Below are 17,356 nucleotides of genomic sequence, written 5' to 3'. Positions count from 1 at the left end.
GGCGTCGGGGGCACCGACGGGGGTGAACTGATGCGGAGGGAGCGACCCATGACCGCGACCGGAGATACCGGATACAACCTAGCCAGAGGGACCTGGCGGATACCTCGCAGCCGCGGCGCGATGGCCGGCCTGCTGTTGATGGTGCTGGGCGCCTGGGGTGCGCTCATCCCGTTCATCGGACCCGCGTTCCACTTCGGGTTCGGCGGTAGCCAGACGTGGTCGTGGACGGCCGCCCGGTTCTGGCTCGAGGTACTGCCTGGCATCGCCTGCTTCGTCGGTGGGCTCATGCTGACGTTCAGTGCCAACCGTGGCGCGACGATGCTCGGCGCATGGCTGGCCATGGCGGCGGGGGCCTGGTTCATCATCGGCCCGACCGTGGCCGGGCCGCTGCACCTGGGAGACCTGGGTATCCCGATGGGTGGGACCGCCCGGGTCACCTGGACCTGGCTGCTGTTCTTCTACGGGCTCGGGGCGGTGATCCTCTCCGTAGCCTCGATAGCGCACGGCCGGCTCAGTGTGCGAAGCCTGCGGGACGTCGAGCACGCCACGATGCATGCGCGCAGCAAGCAGCTGGCGCGCCACGGCGGTGGGCTGTTCGGCGGCGTCGGACATGGCCGCGGTCGTGGCGACCGGGAACGGGAGCCGGCGCGGCACAACTCCGGCCGGGATGACCGCATGGACCGCGCCGAGCGCGACTCCCGGGACCGCGACCTCCAGGACCGCGACTCCCGGGACCATGCGCCATACCCGACCGATACCGCCCACGCGGACCGTGCAGGCGGCCCGACCGCGCTGCCGGTCGACAGCCGGAGCCGGCGGGACGTCCAGGCGTCGGAGCAGGGCGTTCGGGACGAGAGTGCCGCCCGGCGTGGGGAGACGACGACCACCGTCTACCCGAGCGAGACCGAGAGCGTGCGGTCGAGCACGACGGAGACCCAGCGCGGTCGGCATGAGGCCGGGCATGAGGGGTTCAGCGAGAAGATCGGGCACTTCGAGAACGCGATCGGCCGCACGCTGGCCAAGCACGGCATTGGTGGCAACAAGCAGGACCGCCGGTAGCTTCAGCCGGTTGAGCCGCGGAACCGCATCGTCGGCGGCGGCCAGGGGTTCGTCCCCTGGCCGCCGCCATCCCTGGTCAGCGGCAGGCCGATTTGGCTGATTTGGACGCGGAGGTCCGAGGACGCCCTTAACGTTGCCCAAGTGGTCGCCGGCGGGGGTGGCCGGGGCGAAATGGGGCGACGTGACCACACCCGTGCGGGAAGGGCGGGGCGGCTGGCCCTCGGACGGTCGCGGCGGCACGATCAGCGCAGACGGCACCGGATTCGGCCCTTACTACGGCGTTGGCGCGGGGCAGCGGGCTCCGGACGGCAGTGCGGCCGATGACATCGCGGCGGTGAAGGGCGGCGTCAAGGCGATCCAACGGGCGTTGAACTGGCACCAGGCCACGAGCAAGCCCATCCCGACCGACGGCGTCTTCTCCCAGACGACCCGCAGCGCGCTGATCGCCTTCCAGCAGCAGAAACAGCCCACCATCAACCGGGACATGTACATCCCGGCGAACGAGCGCAGCCCGCTCGGGCTGGTGCACAAGGAGACGTCCTACGCGCTGTTCATGCCGATCGCCGACCGTTACGCTCTCAAGTACACCGTTCCACGTGGCCTCCTGCGCGGCATCACGACGATCGAGAGCAACTGGGACCCGGGCGCGATCGGGTACTACACGAACTCCGACTTCGGGCTATGCCAGTGGAACACCACGTTGCCCGACATCACCAAGGACAACGCCCTCGACCCCTTCTGGGCGCTCGACTCGACCGCGCACATGATGCGCACTCGGATCGACGCGACCGACTGGGGCAAGAACTGGATCTACGTGATCGCCGCGCACAACGTGCCGACGTGGGCGCTGCAGTGGGCACAGGGCAAGCTCGTCCCCGGCAGCGCCGACGACCAGCCCAAGCTCGACCGTATGACCGGCTACGTCACCAACGTGCTAGCCCGCACCTGGTAGAGCGGGCGACCGCGGCTGGCGTCAGAGGCGGGCGCTGAGGTTGTCGAGCACGGCGGTCCAGAGCTTGCGGACGCCAATCGGGGCGAAGATGCGCTCGAAGAAGCCGCCGACGCCGCCCGCGCCGGTCCAGGTCGTCATCACCGTGACGTGGCTGCCGTCGCCTTCGGGCCGCACCCGCCAGACCGTCCGCAGCGTCGAGTTCTGGTCGGCCTCGACGAGGGACTGGGCGTCGGGCGCCGACACCTCCGCCGCGACGTCGCGGATGCGCTTCTTCGTCGCGTGCAGCCGGTAGCTGATCCGGGTGCCGGGACCCTTGCCGCCGGCGAGCACCTGGTAGTCGGTGATGTTCTCCGGCCACAGCTGCGCCCGGGTTCCGGCGTAGTCGGCGGCCAGGTCGAGCACCCGGTCGGGTGGCGCTGGCAGCGATCGCTGGGTCACTACGTTGATCTGCCCCATTGGTCCCGTCCTCTGTTCGTCGGGCCTTTGATCGGTTCCTCCGGCTCTTGGCAGACGTTAGTCAGCGGCCACGCAGAGCGCGCGGACGGCGGTGGTCGACGGCTCGCCCCGCCGCCGCAACGTGATTGAGCGAATGCGGATAGTGATTGAGACGGCTATGGTGCCGGCATGGACTCCGGCGGCGAGCGGCTGATCGACAGCGACGCCGAGGAAGATCCAGGCTACGGCCCCGAACCACCCGACCAGGCCGACTACGCCCAGGCCGAGTACGCCGACGCCGGTCACGACCAGGCCGACTACGACTACACCGCCGACTGCGACGACACCGCCGATTACGAAGACACCCCCGCCGGGTATGACCGCGGCGTCGACACGGCCGAACCGGGCAGGACCCGGCGCCGGGTGCCACGCCGGCGCCCTCGGCGGTCGGGGGTCGGCGCCCGCCGGACCGCGGTGAACCTGCTGATCGGCTGCACCGGGGCCGACCATCGGGCGGTCACCGAACGGGACCGGTCGAGATACGCCAGCGCGGGCGCGCTGATGCTGTTGACCGCGAGCCTCGCCGCCTACGCGGGGGCGTCGGTCGCGGCGTTCGGCTTCGGCACCTCGACGCTGGCCGCACTGCCGTATGGGTTGTTCTACGCGGCCTTCATCTTCTTCATCGATCGATCGGTGCTGCTGACGATCCGGCCGCTGCGGCTCGCTGGGAAGGGCGACAAGGAGCGCATTCGACCGCGCCGGCTGCTGCCGACCGGCGTCATCCGGATCCTGATCGCGATCGTCGGCGCGATCCTGGTCGGTGAGTCGCTGCTGCTGCGCTTCTTCGACGCCTCGATCGAGCCGCGGGTCGCCGAGCTGCGCCAGCAGGAACTCGCGGGCGTGATGTCGTCCTGGGACGCCGGCCAGCGAACCACCGAGGCGGGGCTGGTCGCCGCCCTCGACGACCAGCGGGCCCAGCTGGCCTCCGCCGAGAACCTGGTGACCGCGAAGACCGGCGAGGTCGACTGCCAGCTGACCGGCGGCGACGGCTGCCTGGGCGGCCGCGGGCCGATCTACCAGGTCAAGCTCGGCGAACTGCGGGCCGCGGCCGCGCAGATCCCGGGCCTGCGCGCCGCGCGTGACGCCGCGCAGAACCGGCTGGACTCGTTCCGGGTTACCAGGGACCAGCGCCGCGCGCAGTACGCCGACACGGAATGGCGCTCGATCGGGAACGCCAACGACCTCCTGATGCGCGAGAAGGGATTCTGGCGGCTCACCGCGGCGGACAACTCCGTCAAGGTGTGGCGAATACTGATCAGCCTGCTGATTCTCGGTATCGATCTGGCGCCGCTGCTGTTCAAGCGCAACCTCGACCGCACCGCGTATGCCCGGCTGGAGCGCGGCGCGCTCTGGGAGGGTGAGACCAACGAGGAGGTCGACGCCTTCCAGCTCGACCGCAATGCGCGGGCCCGGCGAGGCAAGGCCGGTGAGGTCGCCGAGCGCATGGCCGCGCGGTACGAGGAGTACGCCGTCGCCCGCGAGGAGCTGAGGCTGGCCGCCTCGCTGGACGAGGACGAGGGGGCCGCCGCGCTGCGGCGCGACGAGCGCCGGCTCGGCAACGACCGGCAGGCCGCCGACCTGCGCCGGGCCTACCGGCTGCCCGCGCCGCTGGCCACGCCACCGCCCCGCGGTGCGGCCACAGATGGTACTGGCTCGCATACCCCGGGTTAATCACCGGCATGCCGGGCATCGACCTCGCGGTCGTCTCCTGAGGCCACACCAGACAGGGAGGCAACATGACGAGGTCGCAACGGTCGACGACGACCGGCAGAATGCCTCCAGACGGCGCGGAGCGCACGTTCCCGGACGATCGTCTCGACGGCACGACGACGGCGGTAACCGACAAGACGTCGGCGCGTCCCGCCTCCGGCGATGTCGGAAATGCCGGGGAGAACCGGTCGGACGTCGCCGCGATGGGCGCCGCGAAACGGCGCCATTTCGCGGGAGCCACGAACCGCCATGGACTTCATGACGACGAGCCGTCGTCCGTCGGCAAGCGGACCGTCGCGACAGCGGCGCACCCGGACGGCCAGTTCGACGACGGCCTGGACGTCTATCCGGAAGGCTCTTCCCGCTCGACGAGGTCCGGGCATGACACCTTCCGGGACGACCGCCACGAGGCACCCGGCGGCCGGGATTCCCGTGGTGTCGGCTCCGTCGAGACCTTCCCGGAAACCTCGCGCTCGGTCCGGCCGTCCGTGGCGACGGGCTCCACCGGTGGCAACTGGTCCGACGAACCGATCATCACGCGGGCCGGTGAGACCCCCGCCAGCGTCCGCGCGGCCGCGGCGCCGCCGGCCCACGCTCGCTCCACCGCGCCGACAGCCGCCTCGGGCACGATGACCGCCGACCGGACGGCCACCGCTGGTCCAGGCACCCTCGACCGGCAGGGGGCTGGCGGCCGGAAGGGCCGCCGAGGCGCCGGGGCGCTGGTGTCCGAGGTCGCGAGTGACATGTCGATGCTGGTGCGCCAGGAGATCGACCTCGCCAAGGCGGAGGTCCGCCAGTCGGCGGTCCGGGCCGGCAAGGGCGCCGGAATGTTCGGTGGCGCCGCCGGTGCGGGCATTTTCGCGGTTCTCTTCCTGCTGCTCGCGGCTATGTTCGGCCTTGCGGAGGTAATGGCGCTCGGTTGGGCCGCACTGATCGTCGCTGCGCTCCTCATCGCGGCGGCCGCGGTCTTCGCGCTTATGGGCCGGGCGAACGTGAAAAAGGCGCATGCCAAGCCGGAACAGACCGTCGAGACGCTGAAGGAGGACATGCAGTGGGCGCACGGCCTGAGGAAATAAGGTCAGAAATCGAGGAGACCCGCGACCGGATCACTGCCGAGATCGACGAGCTGACCGCGCGGTACAGCCCGGGCCGGGTCGCCAGTCGAAAGGCGAATGGTGCGCGGGACGCGGCGACCTCGATGCGGGCGAAGGTCGGCTCCGGCGCGGCGGGCATGAAGCAGCGTCTGGCCCTGCGCTCCAGCAGCCATCACGAGCATTCCAGCACCTGCGGCCATCTCGGCGAGGGGCAGACCGGTACCGGCCAAGCACTCGACGTCGGCGTAAGCCAGGCCGCGGCCGAGCGGCGTGGCGAGGCGCAGCGCCGGGAGCGCGGCGGCCGGTTGCGCCGACACCGGCAGCATGAGGACCAGCCGCCCGCCCCCTATCCGGCCGACGTGCGGCGAGTCGACTCCTCGTACGACCCCGCTTCGGGACCCGGCTCGGCCGACTTCCGGCCACCGAGACGCCAGGCCGAGGCCGGGGTCCCGTCGCATGATCCATCCACCTACCGGGCCGACGACCACGTGACGTACGCCCGGGTGCGCAAGCACCTGTCATCGTTCCCCCGCGGACATCACGGCCATGGCCACCGGCAGGCCGACGAGCAGCGATCGGACGAGCAGCGAACTGACCAGCAGCGGTCGAGCGTCGCGGCCGGCGGGTCACAGCAGGCCGGCGGGCCGCGGCCCGGCGACCGAAGCGGACGCGGGCGCAAGCGTGACCTCGGCCTCGCGGGAGCCTCGATCGTGATCGGTGCGCTCGGCGCCCGGACGGTGCGTCACCCGGGCCGCCGCGAGAAGGACCTGCTGGAGGCGGCGAACCGGAAGCGGCCGTACGCGTCGTCCGGTCCGGCCGACAGTGAGGCGGACGGCGGCTCGCGGGCCGGCGCGATGTCCGGGCTGACGTCGGCGGCGGCGCGGGCGGCCCTGAAGAGGAAGCCGGCCTCGAAGAAGGCGACGGCCGCGAAGAAGGAGCATTCCGAGACAGCGTCCTGAGACGAGATCACGTCCTCAGGCGGACGGCCACGATTCGACCAGGCGACCCACTCGCCGCCGGCTCCGCGAAACGGAACCGGCGGCGAGTTCGTCTCTGCCGGGCGAAGCGCCGTCAGACCGCCGCCAGGGATTTGCGGTCAGCCCGCAGCGTCACGCCGGTTTCGGCGTCGAAAAGGTGCAGGCGGGCGGCGGCGACGTAGAACGGCAGCCGACTGCCGGCGCTGACCTCGGTTCGTGCGTCGAGCGCCGCCGTGAACCGGTGCCGGTCCGGGTCCGTGGGCAGTCCGTCATCCGCCGCGGTCAGCGCGTGCGCGGCCTGGGCGGCGGCCCCGCTCACCGAGCCGGTGACCATCTCCCCATGCACGAGCGTCTCGGTCCCGAGCCGTTCGACCAGGTCGACGTCGACCTCCAGGGTGAGCGCCGCGGCGTCCGGTGGCCGGGTCTCCACGTCGTGGGGCCGGACGCCGACCAGCACCTCCGGCGTACTGGCGGCGGTGACCGCGGCCGCGAGCTCGGCCGGCAGCACCAGCGTCTGGCCGCCGACCCGCAGCGCCGTCTGCCCGTCCGCCGTGGTCAGCGTGCCGGGGATCAGGTTGGTGGCCGGGCTGCCGATGAACGCGGCGACGAAGACGTTCGCCGGCTGGGAGAACAGCTCGTCGGGTGTGCCGAGCTGCTGGAGCCGGCCCTCGTGCAGCACCGCGATCCGATCGGCCATCGTCATGGCCTCGATCTGGTCGTGGGTGACGTAGAGCGTCGTAATCCCGAGGTTGCGTTGGATACGGCCGATCTGCGCGCGGACCTGGGTGCGCAGCTTGGCGTCCAGGTTCGACAGGGGTTCGTCCATCAGGAAGGCCCGGGGTTCCCGCACGATCGCCCGCCCCATCGCGACGCGCTGACGCTGCCCGCCGGACAGCGCCTTCGGCCGGCGGTCGAGCAGCTCGGTGAGGCCGAGAATCTTCGCGGCGCGCTCGACCCGCTCGTCACGCTCCTTGCGGGAGACGCCGGCCAGCCGTAGCCCGAACGCCATGTTGTTGCGCACGGTCATGTGCGGGTACAGCGCGTAGCTCTGGAAGACCATCGCCAGGTCACGCTCCGCCGGCGGCACCCTGGTGACGTCCTCGCCGCCGACGAAAACCTGGCCGGAGGTCGGGCTCAGCAGGCCGGCGACGATCCGCAGCGCGGTGGTCTTGCCGCTGCCGGAAGGCCCGACGAGCACCAGAAACTCGCCGTCCTCGACGGACAGGCTGATGTTGTCGAGGACCGGGCCGACGCCGTAGGTCAGCGAGACATCGCGAAGCTCGATCGTGGACATGGGCTCCCTCTTCCCTTCCACCCCCGGCGGGCTCGGCGCCGGGCGCGCATGCGAACGGTGCGCCGGTGTCCAGCGCGGCCCGTCAGCGGGCCGCGCTGGTCAGACCGATGGCTGGACGGTGAGGGAGGGAGTCCCCAGTCGTCCCGGTCTGACGGCGTGCCGCAAAGGGTGACACGGCGGGTCCGGCCGCGTCCAGACGATGGCCGGATGTGCTTTGGGTAGTCGATCGACGCCTGAAAGTGCGCGAGACATCTCTGGGCAACTGGCCCTTGACACCAGCGCAACCACGCATCACAGTTCCGAAGCCATGAGAGCGCTCACACGCGATCAGTGCGGTGGGCGTGAAGCCAGAGGGAGGGCTTCATGAGGGCACAACGCGGTCGCTTAGCGGCCATGACCGGGGCATTCCTGGTCACGGCGCTGGTGGCGACGGCCTGTGGCGGCAGCAGCGACAACGGAGCAGGAGGCGGCAACAAGAGCACGACGCTCGTCGTCAACGACTTCAGCACGTTCGGCTACAAGGACGCCGGCCTGTACGCGGCGTTCGAGGCCAGCCATCCGGGCGTCAAGATCGTCGAAAACATCAGCGAGTACAACACCCACCACAACAACCTGGTCAAGCACCTCGCCGCCGGGTCGGGCGCGGGCGACGTCGAGGCCGTGGACGAGGGCTTCATGGCCCAGTTCAAGGCGACCCCGGACCTGTTCGCGAACCTGAACGACTACGGCCTCGCCAGCCGCAAGGCCGACTACGGCAGCTACAAGTGGACCATGGGCGAGTCGACCGACGGCAAGTCGCTGTTCGGCCTCGGCACCGATGTCGGCGGCCTGGCCATGTGCTACAACACCCAGCTCTTCCAGAAGGCCGGCCTGCCCACCGACCCGGCCGCGGTCGCCGCGCTGTGGCCGACCTGGGACGCATACTTCCAGACCGGCCAGAAGTTCAAGGCCGCCAACACCGGCGCGACCTGGTTCGACACCGGGACCAACGTCTACAACGCCCAGGTCTTCCAGCTCAAGGAGAGCTACTACAAGCCGGGAACCGACGACGTCGAGGTCGGCACCAACCCGGGCGTGAAGGCCGCGTTCGACTCGACCGCGGCGGCGATCCAGGGCGGCCTGTCCGGCGGCCTGGTCTCCTTCTCGGACGACTGGACCAAGGCGATCGCGAACGGCGCGTTCGCCACCCTGACCTGCCCCGCCTGGATGATGGCGAACATCCAGCAGGCCAAGCCCGGCGAGGGCATCTGGAACGTCGCAGCGGTCCCGGGCAAGGGCGGTAACTGGGGCGGCTCGTGGCTGACGGTCCCGGCGCAGAGCAAGAACAAGAAGCTCGCCGCCGAGCTGGTCGACTTCCTGACCGAGCCGGAGAACCAGGTCAAGGTCTTCAAGTCGGTCGGCAACGTGCCGTCGACCGTCGGGGGCGTCAACGACCCGACCGTTCAGAGCTTCACCAACCCGTACTTCCTCAACGCGCCGACCGGCAAGATCTTCGGCGAGTCCGCGCTCTCCCTGACCCCGCAGTACCAGGGACCCAAGCACGGCGCCATCCGGGCGGCGATCGAGGCGCAGATCCAGAACATGGAGCAGAAGCACACCGATCCGGCGGCCGCCTGGACAGCCGCCGTCTCGGACGCCGAACGGGCCGCACGCTGACCCGCTGACCGCCTGACCCGGGCCGTCGATCCCCGCCGGCCGGCCGCGCGCACCCCGCCCCTGGTGCGCGCGGCCCCCGGCGCGGGGCGCCAGCCCGACCCGATTTCCGCACTGTCGACACATCGCGGGAAAGCCCGCCGCGCGGAGCCCCCGGACCGGAGGAATCCCGGTGACCACCCTCGTAACCCCGGCGTCCACCGCGGACGCCGCGCCACCCCGGCGCCGCCCGAGCGCGGTCCGCTCCGGAATCCGGCGAGTGACCGGCGTGACGGCCCCGTACGGATTCGTCGCCCCCTTCTTCCTGCTCTTCGCGGTGTTCGGCCTCTTCCCGATGCTCTACACGTTCTGGGTCTCGCTGCACGACCGCAGCATGCTCAGCTCGCACAGCGGAAAGATGATCGGGCTGCGCAACTACAGCGAACTGATGGCCGACCCGTACTTCTGGCACGCGGTCCGCAACACGTTCCTGCTGATGTTCATGTGCACGATTCCCCAGCTGGTGCTCGCGCTGGTCCTGGCGCACACGCTGAACTCCCGGATCCGGGGCCGGACGCTGTTCCGGATGGGTGTCCTGCTGCCGAACGTCACCTCGATCGTCGCGGTCACGCTCGTGTTCGGGCAGCTCTTCAGCTTCCATTACGGCCTTTTCAACTGGGCGCTGCACACGGTCGGCCTGCCGCGGATCAACTGGGAGGCCGGCACCTGGAGCTCGAAGATCGCGATCTCCTCGATGGTGATCTGGCGCTGGACCGGCTACAACGCGCTGATCTACCTGGCGGCGATGCAGGCGATCCCGAAGGAGCAGTTCGAGGCGGCCGCGATCGACGGCGCCGGTACCTGGCGCCAGCTGTGGCACGTCACGCTGCCGGCGCTGCGCCCGACGATCGCCTTCACCGGCCTGGTCTCGATCATCGGCCAGATCCAACTGTTCACCGAGCCGCTGCTGTTCGAGACGACGCCCGGCAGCGTCACCGGCGGCACCAGCCGGCAGTTCCAGACACTGGCGCTCTTCATGTACGAGGAGGGTTTCCACCTCTACCACTTCGGCTACGCCTCGGCGGTCGCGTGGCTGATGTTCCTGCTGACGGTGCTGCTCGCCGGCGGCGCGTACCTGATCACCCGTGGCGGAGCGCTGGTCGGCGGCGCCCGGCAGGCCGGCCGCGCCCGCCGCGTCCGGCGCCTACGGGCGGACGACACCCCGGGAGGGACCCGATGAGCGTCGCGACCCAGGAGCCCGTCGGGGCCTCGGTACCCCCGACCGGCCCGCCGGGGCCTGCCGCCCGCGGCGCGCGCCGCCGCCGCGACATCGACCCGAGCGCGCGGCGCCCTGGCCTGCTGCGCTACCCGTTCCTGATCGTCATCCTGCTGATCTCGATCTTCCCGGTCTACTGGACGTTCCTGGTCCCGTCCCGGACGAACGCGGACGTCGCGAAGGTCCCCCCGCCGTTGACCCCGGGCCCGCACTTCTTCGAGAACCTGCGCCGGGTCTTCGACACGGTCGGGTTCGGGAAGGCCCTGACCAACTCGCTCCTGGTCGCGTCGTCCATCACGCTGTGCACGCTGCTGTTCTGCTCGCTGGCCGGGTTCGCCTTCGCGAAGCTGCGGTTCCGCGGCCGTAACGCGCTGCTGCTCATCGTGATCGGAACGATGATGGTGCCGGTTCAGCTCGGGGTCATCCCGCTCTACATCGAGATGCACAAGTTCGGCTGGACCAATCACCTGATCTCCGTGATCGTCCCGACCGCGGTGACCGCGTTCGGCGTGGTCTTCATGCGTCAGTACACCGAGCAGGCGATTCCGGACGAGCTGCTCGAGGCCGGCCGGATGGATGGCTGCTCGACGCTCGGCCTCTACTGGCACGTCGTCCTGCCGGGACTGCGCCCGGCGATGGCCGTGCTCGGCCTGCTCACCTTCATGCAGGCGTGGAACGACTTCATGTGGCCGCTGATCGCGCTGAGCCCGCAGAACCCCACGGTCCAGGTCGCGCTCAGCAGCCTGTCCGCTGGCTACTACCGCGACAACACGCTCGTCCTCGCGGGCACCGCGATCGGGACTCTTCCCGTGATCGTCGTCTTCATCGTGTTCGGCCGTCAGATCATCAGTGGAATCATGGAAGGCGCGGTCAAGGGATGACGATCAGTACTGCCTCGGCGATCGGGGCGGCGGGTACGCCCGAGACCGACGAGCTTGCCGCCCGGATCGCGACCGGCCTGCCCGGGGGCTTCGTCTGGGGCGCGGCCACCTCGGCCTACCAGATCGAGGGCGCCACCACGGAGGACGGGCGCGGCCCGAGCATCTGGGACACCTTCGCCCGGACCCCGGGCAAGACCCGCAACGGGGAGAGCGGCGCGGTCGCGGTTGACCACTACCACCGGTATCGCGAGGACATCGCGCTGATGGCCGGCCTCGGCCTCGAGGCCTACCGGTTCTCGGTGGCCTGGCCGCGGGTCATGCCGACCGGGTCCGGGGCTGTCAACCGGGCTGGGCTCGGCTTCTACGACCGGCTGGTTGACGAACTGCTCGCCGCCGGCCTCGATCCCTGGCTGACCCTCTACCACTGGGACCTGCCGCAGTCGTTGCAGGATCTGGGCGGCTGGGCCAGCCGGGAGACGGCCCACCGGTTCGCCGACTACACCGACCAGGTGGCGACCGCGCTGGGCGACCGGGTGAAGCACTGGTCCACCCTCAACGAGCCGTGGTGCTCCGCATTCGAGGGGCATCTGACCGGCCGGCACGCGCCCGGCGTCCAGAGCACACATGCGGCCGTCCGGTCGGTACACCATCTGCTGCTCGGCCACGCCCTCGGCGTCGAGGCGCTGCGTGCCCGCGGGGTCGGCGACGTCGGCATCACCCTGAACCTCATCCCGGCGGAGTCGCCCGAGGACTCGCCGGCGGCGCGGGACCTGGTCCGGCTGGTCGACGGCCAGACGATCAGGCTCTGGCTCGACCCGCTGCTGCGCGGCAGCTACCCCGAGGACGTCGTCGCGGACTTCGCCAAGGTGGGCGCCGAACTGCCGGTCGAGCCCGGCGACCTGCTGCGCATCGGCGCGCCGCTCGACTGGATCGGGGTCAACTACTACGCCCCGCACATCGTCGTCCCCGGCCCGGATCCCGACCCGGCACCGATGCCGTTCGTCGGCGGCGCCGACCTGACCCGGGTGAAGTCGACCGACGACGTGACCGCGCTGGGCTGGCCGATCCGGCCACGAAGCTACGCCGCGCTGCTGCGGCGGCTCGACGCCGACTATCCGGGCACCTCCTGGTACATACACGAGAACGGCGCCGCCTTCCTCGACGAGCCGGCGGCCGACGGTGATGTGCCCGACCCGGGGCGGCTGCGCTACGTCGCCCAGCACCTGGACGTCGTGCGGGAAGTCGTCGGAGACGGGGTGGATGTCCGGGGATACTTCGTGTGGTCGCTGCTGGACAACTACGAGTGGTCTGAGGGATACAAAATGCGGTTCGGCGTGATCCACGTCGACTTCGAGACCCTGGTCCGCACTCCGAAGTCGAGCGCGCTGTGGTACTCCCGGCTGATCCGCGACCACCGCGCCGCAAACGGGACAGCGTGAGTGCGGCGACGGAGCGAACCCGGGATGCCGTGAGCGCAGGAGCAAGCGAGCGGAGGTCTCGTCCGAGGGACGAGGACGAGGCCGTAGGGAGTGCGGCGACGGAGCGAACCCGGGACGCCGTGAGCGCAGGAGCAAGCGAGCGGGCGGGGGCTTGGCTGAGGTCGGGGCGGCCGCGACGAAGGGGGGAGCGATGAGCGGGGCGGTCGGCCTGGCCGATCCGAGCGGGACCTCCGGCGAGTCGCGCGGCCCCGGCCCGGCTCCGCGCCGGGCGCCGACGCTGGAGGAGGTCGCGGAGCTCGCCGGGGTCTCGCGGGCGACCGTCTCGCGGGTGGTCAACGGGTCGTCTCGGGTGTCTCCGGAGGCCCTGGCCTCGGTCACCGCGGCGATCGCGCAGCTCGGCTACGTGCCGAACCGGGCCGCTCGCAGCCTGGTCACCCGCCGGACCGACACCCTCGTGCTGATCGTCCACGAACGACCGGACACCGTGTTCTCCGACCCGTTCTTCGCGAGCGTGCTGCGCGGCGTCAACCGGGCGCTGAGCCCCACCGATCTGCAGCTCGTCCTGCTGCAGGCCCAGGGGGAGGCCCAGCGGGACCGGGCGCTGCGCTACGTCGGCAACGGCCACGTCGACGGCGTGCTGCTCATCTCGCTGCACGGCGACGACATCATGCCCAACGCGATCGCCGCGGCCGGTGTGCCGCTCGTGATGGCCGGGCGGCTGCTGACCGGCCGGATGGTCGACTACGTCGACGCGGACAACGTCGGGGGCGCCCGCGACGCCGTCGGCCATCTGCTCGCCACCGGCCGCCGCCGGATCGCGACCGTCGCCGGCCCACCGGACATGAGCGTCGGCGTCGACCGGCTGCGCGGCTACACCGAGGCGGTGCGCGCCGCCGGCGGCGACGCGGCGGCGGGGTGGGTGGTCGTCGGCGACTTCACCGAGGCCAGCGGGCAGGCCGCGACCGAGCGGCTGCTGGCCGAGCACCCGGACCTGGACGCCGTGTTCGCGGCGTCGGACCTGATGGCGCTGGGCGCGCTGCGCGCACTGCGGGCGGCCGGGCGGCGGGTGCCGGACGACGTGGCCGTAGTCGGCTTCGACGACGCGGCGCTGGCCGCCTACGCCGACCCGCCGCTGACCACCGTCCGCCAGCAGGTCGAGCTGATGGGCCAGGAGATGGTCCAGCTGCTGCTGGCCCGCATCGCGGATCCGGACGGCGAACCCCGAGAGCTGATCCTGCCCACCGAGCTGGTCATCCGCGCTTCCGCTTGAGGCGGGTCGTCCCGAACGGGGTTCCCCGGCTACCGGGAGGGGCGCGTTCGGGGTTCTACGGGCCGTACAGCCGTACGTGATTGGTTACCTTGCGTGGTTTCGGGTGGCCGCGGTAGAGGGCGGCGCAGAACGGGCGTGTGGGGGTGGTGGGTACTAGCCTTTCGGGACGTGCTGCCAGTGACGAACGACGCGGGACCGGACTCGGCGCAGGCGATTGACCACGTTCCGTGTCGATATCGGGCTCGGGCCTGGTGGGATGGACGGCTGGTCGCCGAGTCGACGGCCGCCGTCCGGGTGACCGAGCCCGGACGGTCGCCCGAGCTGTACTTCCCGACCGCGGATGTCCGGTTCGAGCTGGTCGGCGCGGCGGGTGGCCAGGCCGTCTGCCCGGTCAAGGGCACCGCCCGGCTCTGGACGCTCGACGGGAAGTCGCCGGCGCCGCGGCCCGAGTGGGAGGACCCGGAGCACGCCGGCGGCGACGGCCTGGTCGACGGCCAGGACGCGGTGTGGAGCTTCACCGAACCGGCGCCCGGCCTGGACTGGCTCGCGGAGCTGGTCGCCTTCGACCACGACCGGGTGCGCGTCGAGATCGTCGACCTCGTCGCGGGCGAGGACCCCCGCGAGGCGTCCGTGAAGCAGTTCCCGAACTGGGGGGACGCCGCCGACCTCATCGACATGATGGACCTGCGGGCCGTCGGCGAGCGCCGCCAGGTGAGCGCCATCCGGCCGTTCGCGGCCCGGTCGGTCGTCGAGGCGAGCCAGATCCTCGGCCAGGCGATCGTCGCCGCGATGCGGCACACCGGCGGCCGTCGCGTCGTGTCGGCGCAGCTGACGATGTACCGCGTCGCCGACACCAGGCTTCCCCTTGAGTTCGACCTTGAGGACCTCAGCTCCGGCCGGACGTTCAGCGCGGTGCTGGTCCATGTCAGCCAGGACGGCAGGCGCCGGGCCAGCGTCAACATGCTGCTCGACGTCACCGCGGCCGACGTCTTCCGGCACGAGGACGCGACGCCGCCGGTCGCCGGACCGTACGACGCGGTTCCCTACGACATGTCGGTCACCGGTCGTGATCTGCGGGTCGTGGACGCGGCGTACAACAACGACTCGAACGCGCCGGTCGGCCCGCCGACCCTCGACGCCTGGGTGAGGTTCCGCGAGGTACCGGCCGACCCGGCCCTGCACGCCGGCCTGCTCGCCCAGTTCACCGGGCACATGTCGCTCGCCGCCGCGATGCGCCCGCACGCCGGCTTCGGCCAGGACCAGGCCCACCGCACCCTGTCGATGGGCATCAGCGCGATCGGGATCTCGCTGCACGCCGACATCCGGGCCGACCAGTGGATGCGCTACCACCACCACTCGACGTTCGTCGGCGACGGGATGGCGCACGCGGAATGCCGGGTCTACACCGAGGCGGGTGCGCTGGTCGCGTCGTTCACCGTCGACGCGACCCTGCGTGGCCTGGAGGCCAGGTTCCACCACAGTGACAAGACCGCCATCTGATGGCGTTCGCGACGGTCGACGGGCTGCGGGTCGCCTACGAGCTGGTCGGCGCCGAGAACGACGGGCCGTTGTGGGTGATCACGACGGGCGGGCGGTTCACCAGGGAGACCCCTGGGGTGGCCGAGCTGGCCGCGGCGCTGGTCGCGGACGGCGACCGGGCTCTCGTCTGGGACAAGCCCAACTCGGGTGCGTCCGACGTGTGCTTCGCCGGGGCGAGTGAGCCCGAGCTGCACGCCGACACACTCGCCGGGCTGCTCACCCACCTCGACCTCGGGCCCGCGGTGCTGGCCGGCGCGACCGTCGGCACCCGCGTCTCGCTGCTGACCGCGGCCCGGCACCCCGAGGTGGCCGCGGGCCTGGCGCTCTGGTGGATCAGCGGCGGGCCGATGGGCCTCATGCTGCTGGGAAACGCCTACTACACCGCGAGCATCACCACGGCCTGGACGCGGGACCTGGCCGCCGTCGCCGACCTGCCCGAGTGGGCCGGGACGATCGCGGCCAACCCCGGCAACCGCCAGCGGATCCTCGACACGGACCGGGCCGAGTTCCTGGAGACCCTGCAGCGCTGGATCACGGCCTACGCCCCCAGGTCCGACGAGCGGGTGCCCGGCCTCACCGACGCCGAGGCCCGCGCGGTGACCGCGCCCGCGCTGATCTTTCGCGGTGGGGCCAGCGACCCGTTCCACCCGAGGGCGACCTCCGAGGCCGTCGCCGACCTGCTCCCGAACGCCCGGCTGGTCGAGCCGCCGTGGGGCGACCGCGAGTACCTGGAACGCCAGGCCGAGGCCGCGACCGCCGGCAGCGCCTTCACCCGCTGGCCCCTCCTGGCCCCAACCCTGCGCAAGTGGGCCCAGGAAGCACTCGCCTAAGCGCCGAGGCTCAGTCGGTGCGTTCCTGGGGGGAGGAGTGCTCCCAGTCGGCCAGGATCGTACGGATGCCGGTGACCAGCAGGAGCGGCTGGTCGAGCATGACGTGGTGGCCGGCGAGCGGGATCTCGATCACCGGGGCGACCCGGCCGAGCAGGTTGTACATCTGGTCGCCGATGTCCGAGGTGACCAGCCCGTTCTCGGCCCGGAACAGCGCCACGCGGCAGTGGACCTTGTGCAGCGCCTCGGGCGCCGGGGTCCGGTTGCCGAACACGTTCGGGTCGAACTTCCAGGTCCAGCCGCCCTCGACCGAGCCGATCGAGCCGCGCGCGATGTGCTCGATCACGTAGGGCAGGGTGTGCGTCTGCTGCGGGACCGTGCGGAACCGGGCGAGCGCGTCGGCGGCGGTCGTGTACACCCGCAGCGGCCCGAACGCCGTCCGGTCGCGCGCCGCGGCTTCCTCCGGCGTGAACTCGGTGACCGGCGAGTCGATGAGCACGATGCCGGCGACCCGGTCCGGGTGCTCCGCCGCGGTGGTGATCGTGACCCAGCCGCCCATGCTGTGCCCGATGACGATCGGCGGTGAGCTGATGCCCGCGTCGTCGATCACGCCGATGACCTCGGCCGCCCACATGGACAGCGTGTAGTCGTCGCGCCGGTCGCTGTCACCGTGCCCGGAGAGGTCCAGCGCGACGACCCGGTACTCGTCCGGGATCAGCGGGGCGATGTGGTCCCACCAGCCGGCGTGCGCGGCACCACCGTGCACGAGCACGATGGCCGGCAGCTCGGGTGGCCCGCCCCAGCATCGGTAGGTGATCCGCGCGCCCTGGACCTCGACCTCGAAGTGCTCGGGCCGGTCGTCCAACGCGTGGTCGTACCAGGGCGGCGCTTCCTCGTTCATCTCCCGCTAT

15 protein-coding genes are annotated in these 17,356 nt (G+C 71.2%); 12 read left to right on the top strand and 3 right to left on the bottom strand.

Annotated features, from left to right (window positions below; all coding sequences use genetic code 11):
* Positions 1-48: 48 nt before the first annotated feature.
* Both FRAEUI1C_RS36995 and FRAEUI1C_RS34370 read left to right on the top strand, forming a co-directional pair.
* Positions 49-1,059: an acyltransferase family protein gene (locus tag FRAEUI1C_RS36995; protein WP_157735177.1), complete on the top strand. Its 1,011-nt coding sequence runs from the start codon at positions 49-51 to the stop codon at positions 1,057-1,059.
* Positions 1,060-1,240: 181 nt separating this feature from the next.
* A complete protein-coding gene (locus FRAEUI1C_RS34370) occupies positions 1,241-2,011 on the top strand; it encodes a peptidoglycan-binding protein (protein WP_041262164.1) in 771 nt (256 codons plus the stop codon).
* Between the two features lie 21 nt (positions 2,012-2,032).
* Here FRAEUI1C_RS34370 and FRAEUI1C_RS34365 read toward each other — a convergent pair whose 3' ends face one another.
* Positions 2,033-2,467, bottom strand: a complete 435-nt coding sequence (locus FRAEUI1C_RS34365) for an SRPBCC family protein (protein ID WP_013428005.1) — start codon at positions 2,465-2,467, stop codon at positions 2,033-2,035.
* Between the two features lie 168 nt (positions 2,468-2,635).
* On the opposite strand from FRAEUI1C_RS34365, the gene FRAEUI1C_RS34360 reads away from it, so the two are divergent.
* From FRAEUI1C_RS34360 to FRAEUI1C_RS34350, 3 genes are all read left to right on the top strand, one after another.
* On the top strand, positions 2,636-4,177 hold the full coding sequence (locus FRAEUI1C_RS34360; RefSeq protein WP_013428004.1) for a DUF4407 domain-containing protein: 1,542 nt from the start codon (positions 2,636-2,638) through the stop codon (positions 4,175-4,177).
* Positions 4,178-4,242: 65 nt separating this feature from the next.
* Positions 4,243-5,292, top strand: a complete 1,050-nt coding sequence (locus FRAEUI1C_RS42120) for a phage holin family protein (RefSeq protein WP_013428003.1) — start codon at positions 4,243-4,245, stop codon at positions 5,290-5,292.
* Positions 5,268-6,269 carry a DUF3618 domain-containing protein gene (locus tag FRAEUI1C_RS34350; protein ID WP_013428002.1) on the top strand — a complete coding sequence of 334 codons (1,002 nt, stop codon included), beginning with the start codon at positions 5,268-5,270 and terminating at the stop codon, positions 6,267-6,269. The genes FRAEUI1C_RS42120 and FRAEUI1C_RS34350 overlap by 25 nt, the downstream gene beginning before the upstream one ends.
* Positions 6,270-6,381: 112 nt before the next feature.
* On the opposite strand, the gene FRAEUI1C_RS34345 is transcribed toward FRAEUI1C_RS34350, so the two are convergent.
* Entirely contained in the window at positions 6,382-7,581 is a 1,200-nt protein-coding gene (locus FRAEUI1C_RS34345) for an ABC transporter ATP-binding protein (protein WP_013428001.1), read from the bottom strand.
* A 393-nt stretch (positions 7,582-7,974) separates the two neighbouring features.
* Here FRAEUI1C_RS34345 and FRAEUI1C_RS34340 point away from each other — a divergent pair, with 393 nt between their 5' ends.
* From FRAEUI1C_RS34340 to FRAEUI1C_RS34310, 7 genes are all read left to right on the top strand, one after another.
* Positions 7,975-9,237 (top strand): ABC transporter substrate-binding protein, encoded by a 1,263-nt coding sequence (locus tag FRAEUI1C_RS34340; RefSeq protein ID WP_041259826.1) that lies wholly within the window; start codon positions 7,975-7,977, stop codon positions 9,235-9,237.
* 169 nt (positions 9,238-9,406) lie between these two features.
* Positions 9,407-10,453 carry a carbohydrate ABC transporter permease gene (locus tag FRAEUI1C_RS34335; RefSeq protein ID WP_013427999.1) on the top strand — a complete coding sequence of 349 codons (1,047 nt, stop codon included), beginning with the start codon at positions 9,407-9,409 and terminating at the stop codon, positions 10,451-10,453.
* The gene (locus FRAEUI1C_RS34330; RefSeq protein WP_013427998.1) at positions 10,450-11,370 is read left to right on the top strand and encodes a carbohydrate ABC transporter permease; all 921 of its coding nucleotides are present in this window, start codon (positions 10,450-10,452) and stop codon (positions 11,368-11,370) included. Before FRAEUI1C_RS34335 ends, FRAEUI1C_RS34330 begins: the two co-directional genes overlap by 4 nt.
* Positions 11,367-12,809, top strand: a complete 1,443-nt coding sequence (locus FRAEUI1C_RS34325; protein ID WP_013427997.1) for a GH1 family beta-glucosidase — start codon at positions 11,367-11,369, stop codon at positions 12,807-12,809. The genes FRAEUI1C_RS34330 and FRAEUI1C_RS34325 overlap by 4 nt, the downstream gene beginning before the upstream one ends.
* Before the next feature lie 190 nt (positions 12,810-12,999).
* The gene (locus tag FRAEUI1C_RS34320) at positions 13,000-14,079 is read left to right on the top strand and encodes a LacI family DNA-binding transcriptional regulator (RefSeq protein WP_013427996.1); all 1,080 of its coding nucleotides are present in this window, start codon (positions 13,000-13,002) and stop codon (positions 14,077-14,079) included.
* Between the two features lie 168 nt (positions 14,080-14,247).
* On the top strand, positions 14,248-15,579 hold the full coding sequence (locus FRAEUI1C_RS34315) for a DUF427 domain-containing protein (protein WP_232425227.1): 1,332 nt from the start codon (positions 14,248-14,250) through the stop codon (positions 15,577-15,579).
* Positions 15,579-16,448, top strand: a complete 870-nt coding sequence (locus tag FRAEUI1C_RS34310) for an alpha/beta fold hydrolase (RefSeq protein ID WP_013427994.1) — start codon at positions 15,579-15,581, stop codon at positions 16,446-16,448. The genes FRAEUI1C_RS34315 and FRAEUI1C_RS34310 overlap by 1 nt, the downstream gene beginning before the upstream one ends.
* 10 nt (positions 16,449-16,458) lie before the next feature.
* Here FRAEUI1C_RS34310 and FRAEUI1C_RS34305 read toward each other — a convergent pair whose 3' ends face one another.
* On the bottom strand, positions 16,459-17,346 hold the full coding sequence (locus FRAEUI1C_RS34305) for an alpha/beta fold hydrolase (RefSeq protein WP_013427993.1): 888 nt from the start codon (positions 17,344-17,346) through the stop codon (positions 16,459-16,461).
* Positions 17,347-17,356: the final 10 nt, after the last annotated feature.

The organism is Pseudofrankia inefficax, from assembly GCF_000166135.1.
In the GTDB taxonomy this organism is placed as follows: Bacteria; Actinomycetota; Actinomycetes; order Frankiales; family Frankiaceae; genus Pseudofrankia; species Pseudofrankia inefficax.
This window is presented reverse-complemented; position numbering and strand designations above follow the sequence as displayed.

Coding starts and splice junctions, on each gene's coding strand:
- FRAEUI1C_RS36995 (WP_157735177.1), top strand. CDS start 49: ATGACCGCGACCGGAGATACCGGATACAACCTAGCCAGAGGGACCTGG.
- FRAEUI1C_RS34365 (WP_013428005.1), bottom strand. CDS start 2,467: ATGGGGCAGATCAACGTAGTGACCCAGCGATCGCTGCCAGCGCCACCC.
- FRAEUI1C_RS34360 (WP_013428004.1), top strand. CDS start 2,636: ATGGACTCCGGCGGCGAGCGGCTGATCGACAGCGACGCCGAGGAAGAT.
- FRAEUI1C_RS42120 (WP_013428003.1), top strand. CDS start 4,243: ATGACGAGGTCGCAACGGTCGACGACGACCGGCAGAATGCCTCCAGAC.
- FRAEUI1C_RS34345 (WP_013428001.1), bottom strand. CDS start 7,581: ATGTCCACGATCGAGCTTCGCGATGTCTCGCTGACCTACGGCGTCGGC.
- FRAEUI1C_RS34340 (WP_041259826.1), top strand. CDS start 7,975: ATGACCGGGGCATTCCTGGTCACGGCGCTGGTGGCGACGGCCTGTGGC.
- FRAEUI1C_RS34330 (WP_013427998.1), top strand. CDS start 10,450: ATGAGCGTCGCGACCCAGGAGCCCGTCGGGGCCTCGGTACCCCCGACC.
- FRAEUI1C_RS34325 (WP_013427997.1), top strand. CDS start 11,367: ATGACGATCAGTACTGCCTCGGCGATCGGGGCGGCGGGTACGCCCGAG.
- FRAEUI1C_RS34320 (WP_013427996.1), top strand. CDS start 13,000: ATGAGCGGGGCGGTCGGCCTGGCCGATCCGAGCGGGACCTCCGGCGAG.
- FRAEUI1C_RS34310 (WP_013427994.1), top strand. CDS start 15,579: ATGGCGTTCGCGACGGTCGACGGGCTGCGGGTCGCCTACGAGCTGGTC.
- FRAEUI1C_RS34305 (WP_013427993.1), bottom strand. CDS start 17,346: ATGAACGAGGAAGCGCCGCCCTGGTACGACCACGCGTTGGACGACCGG.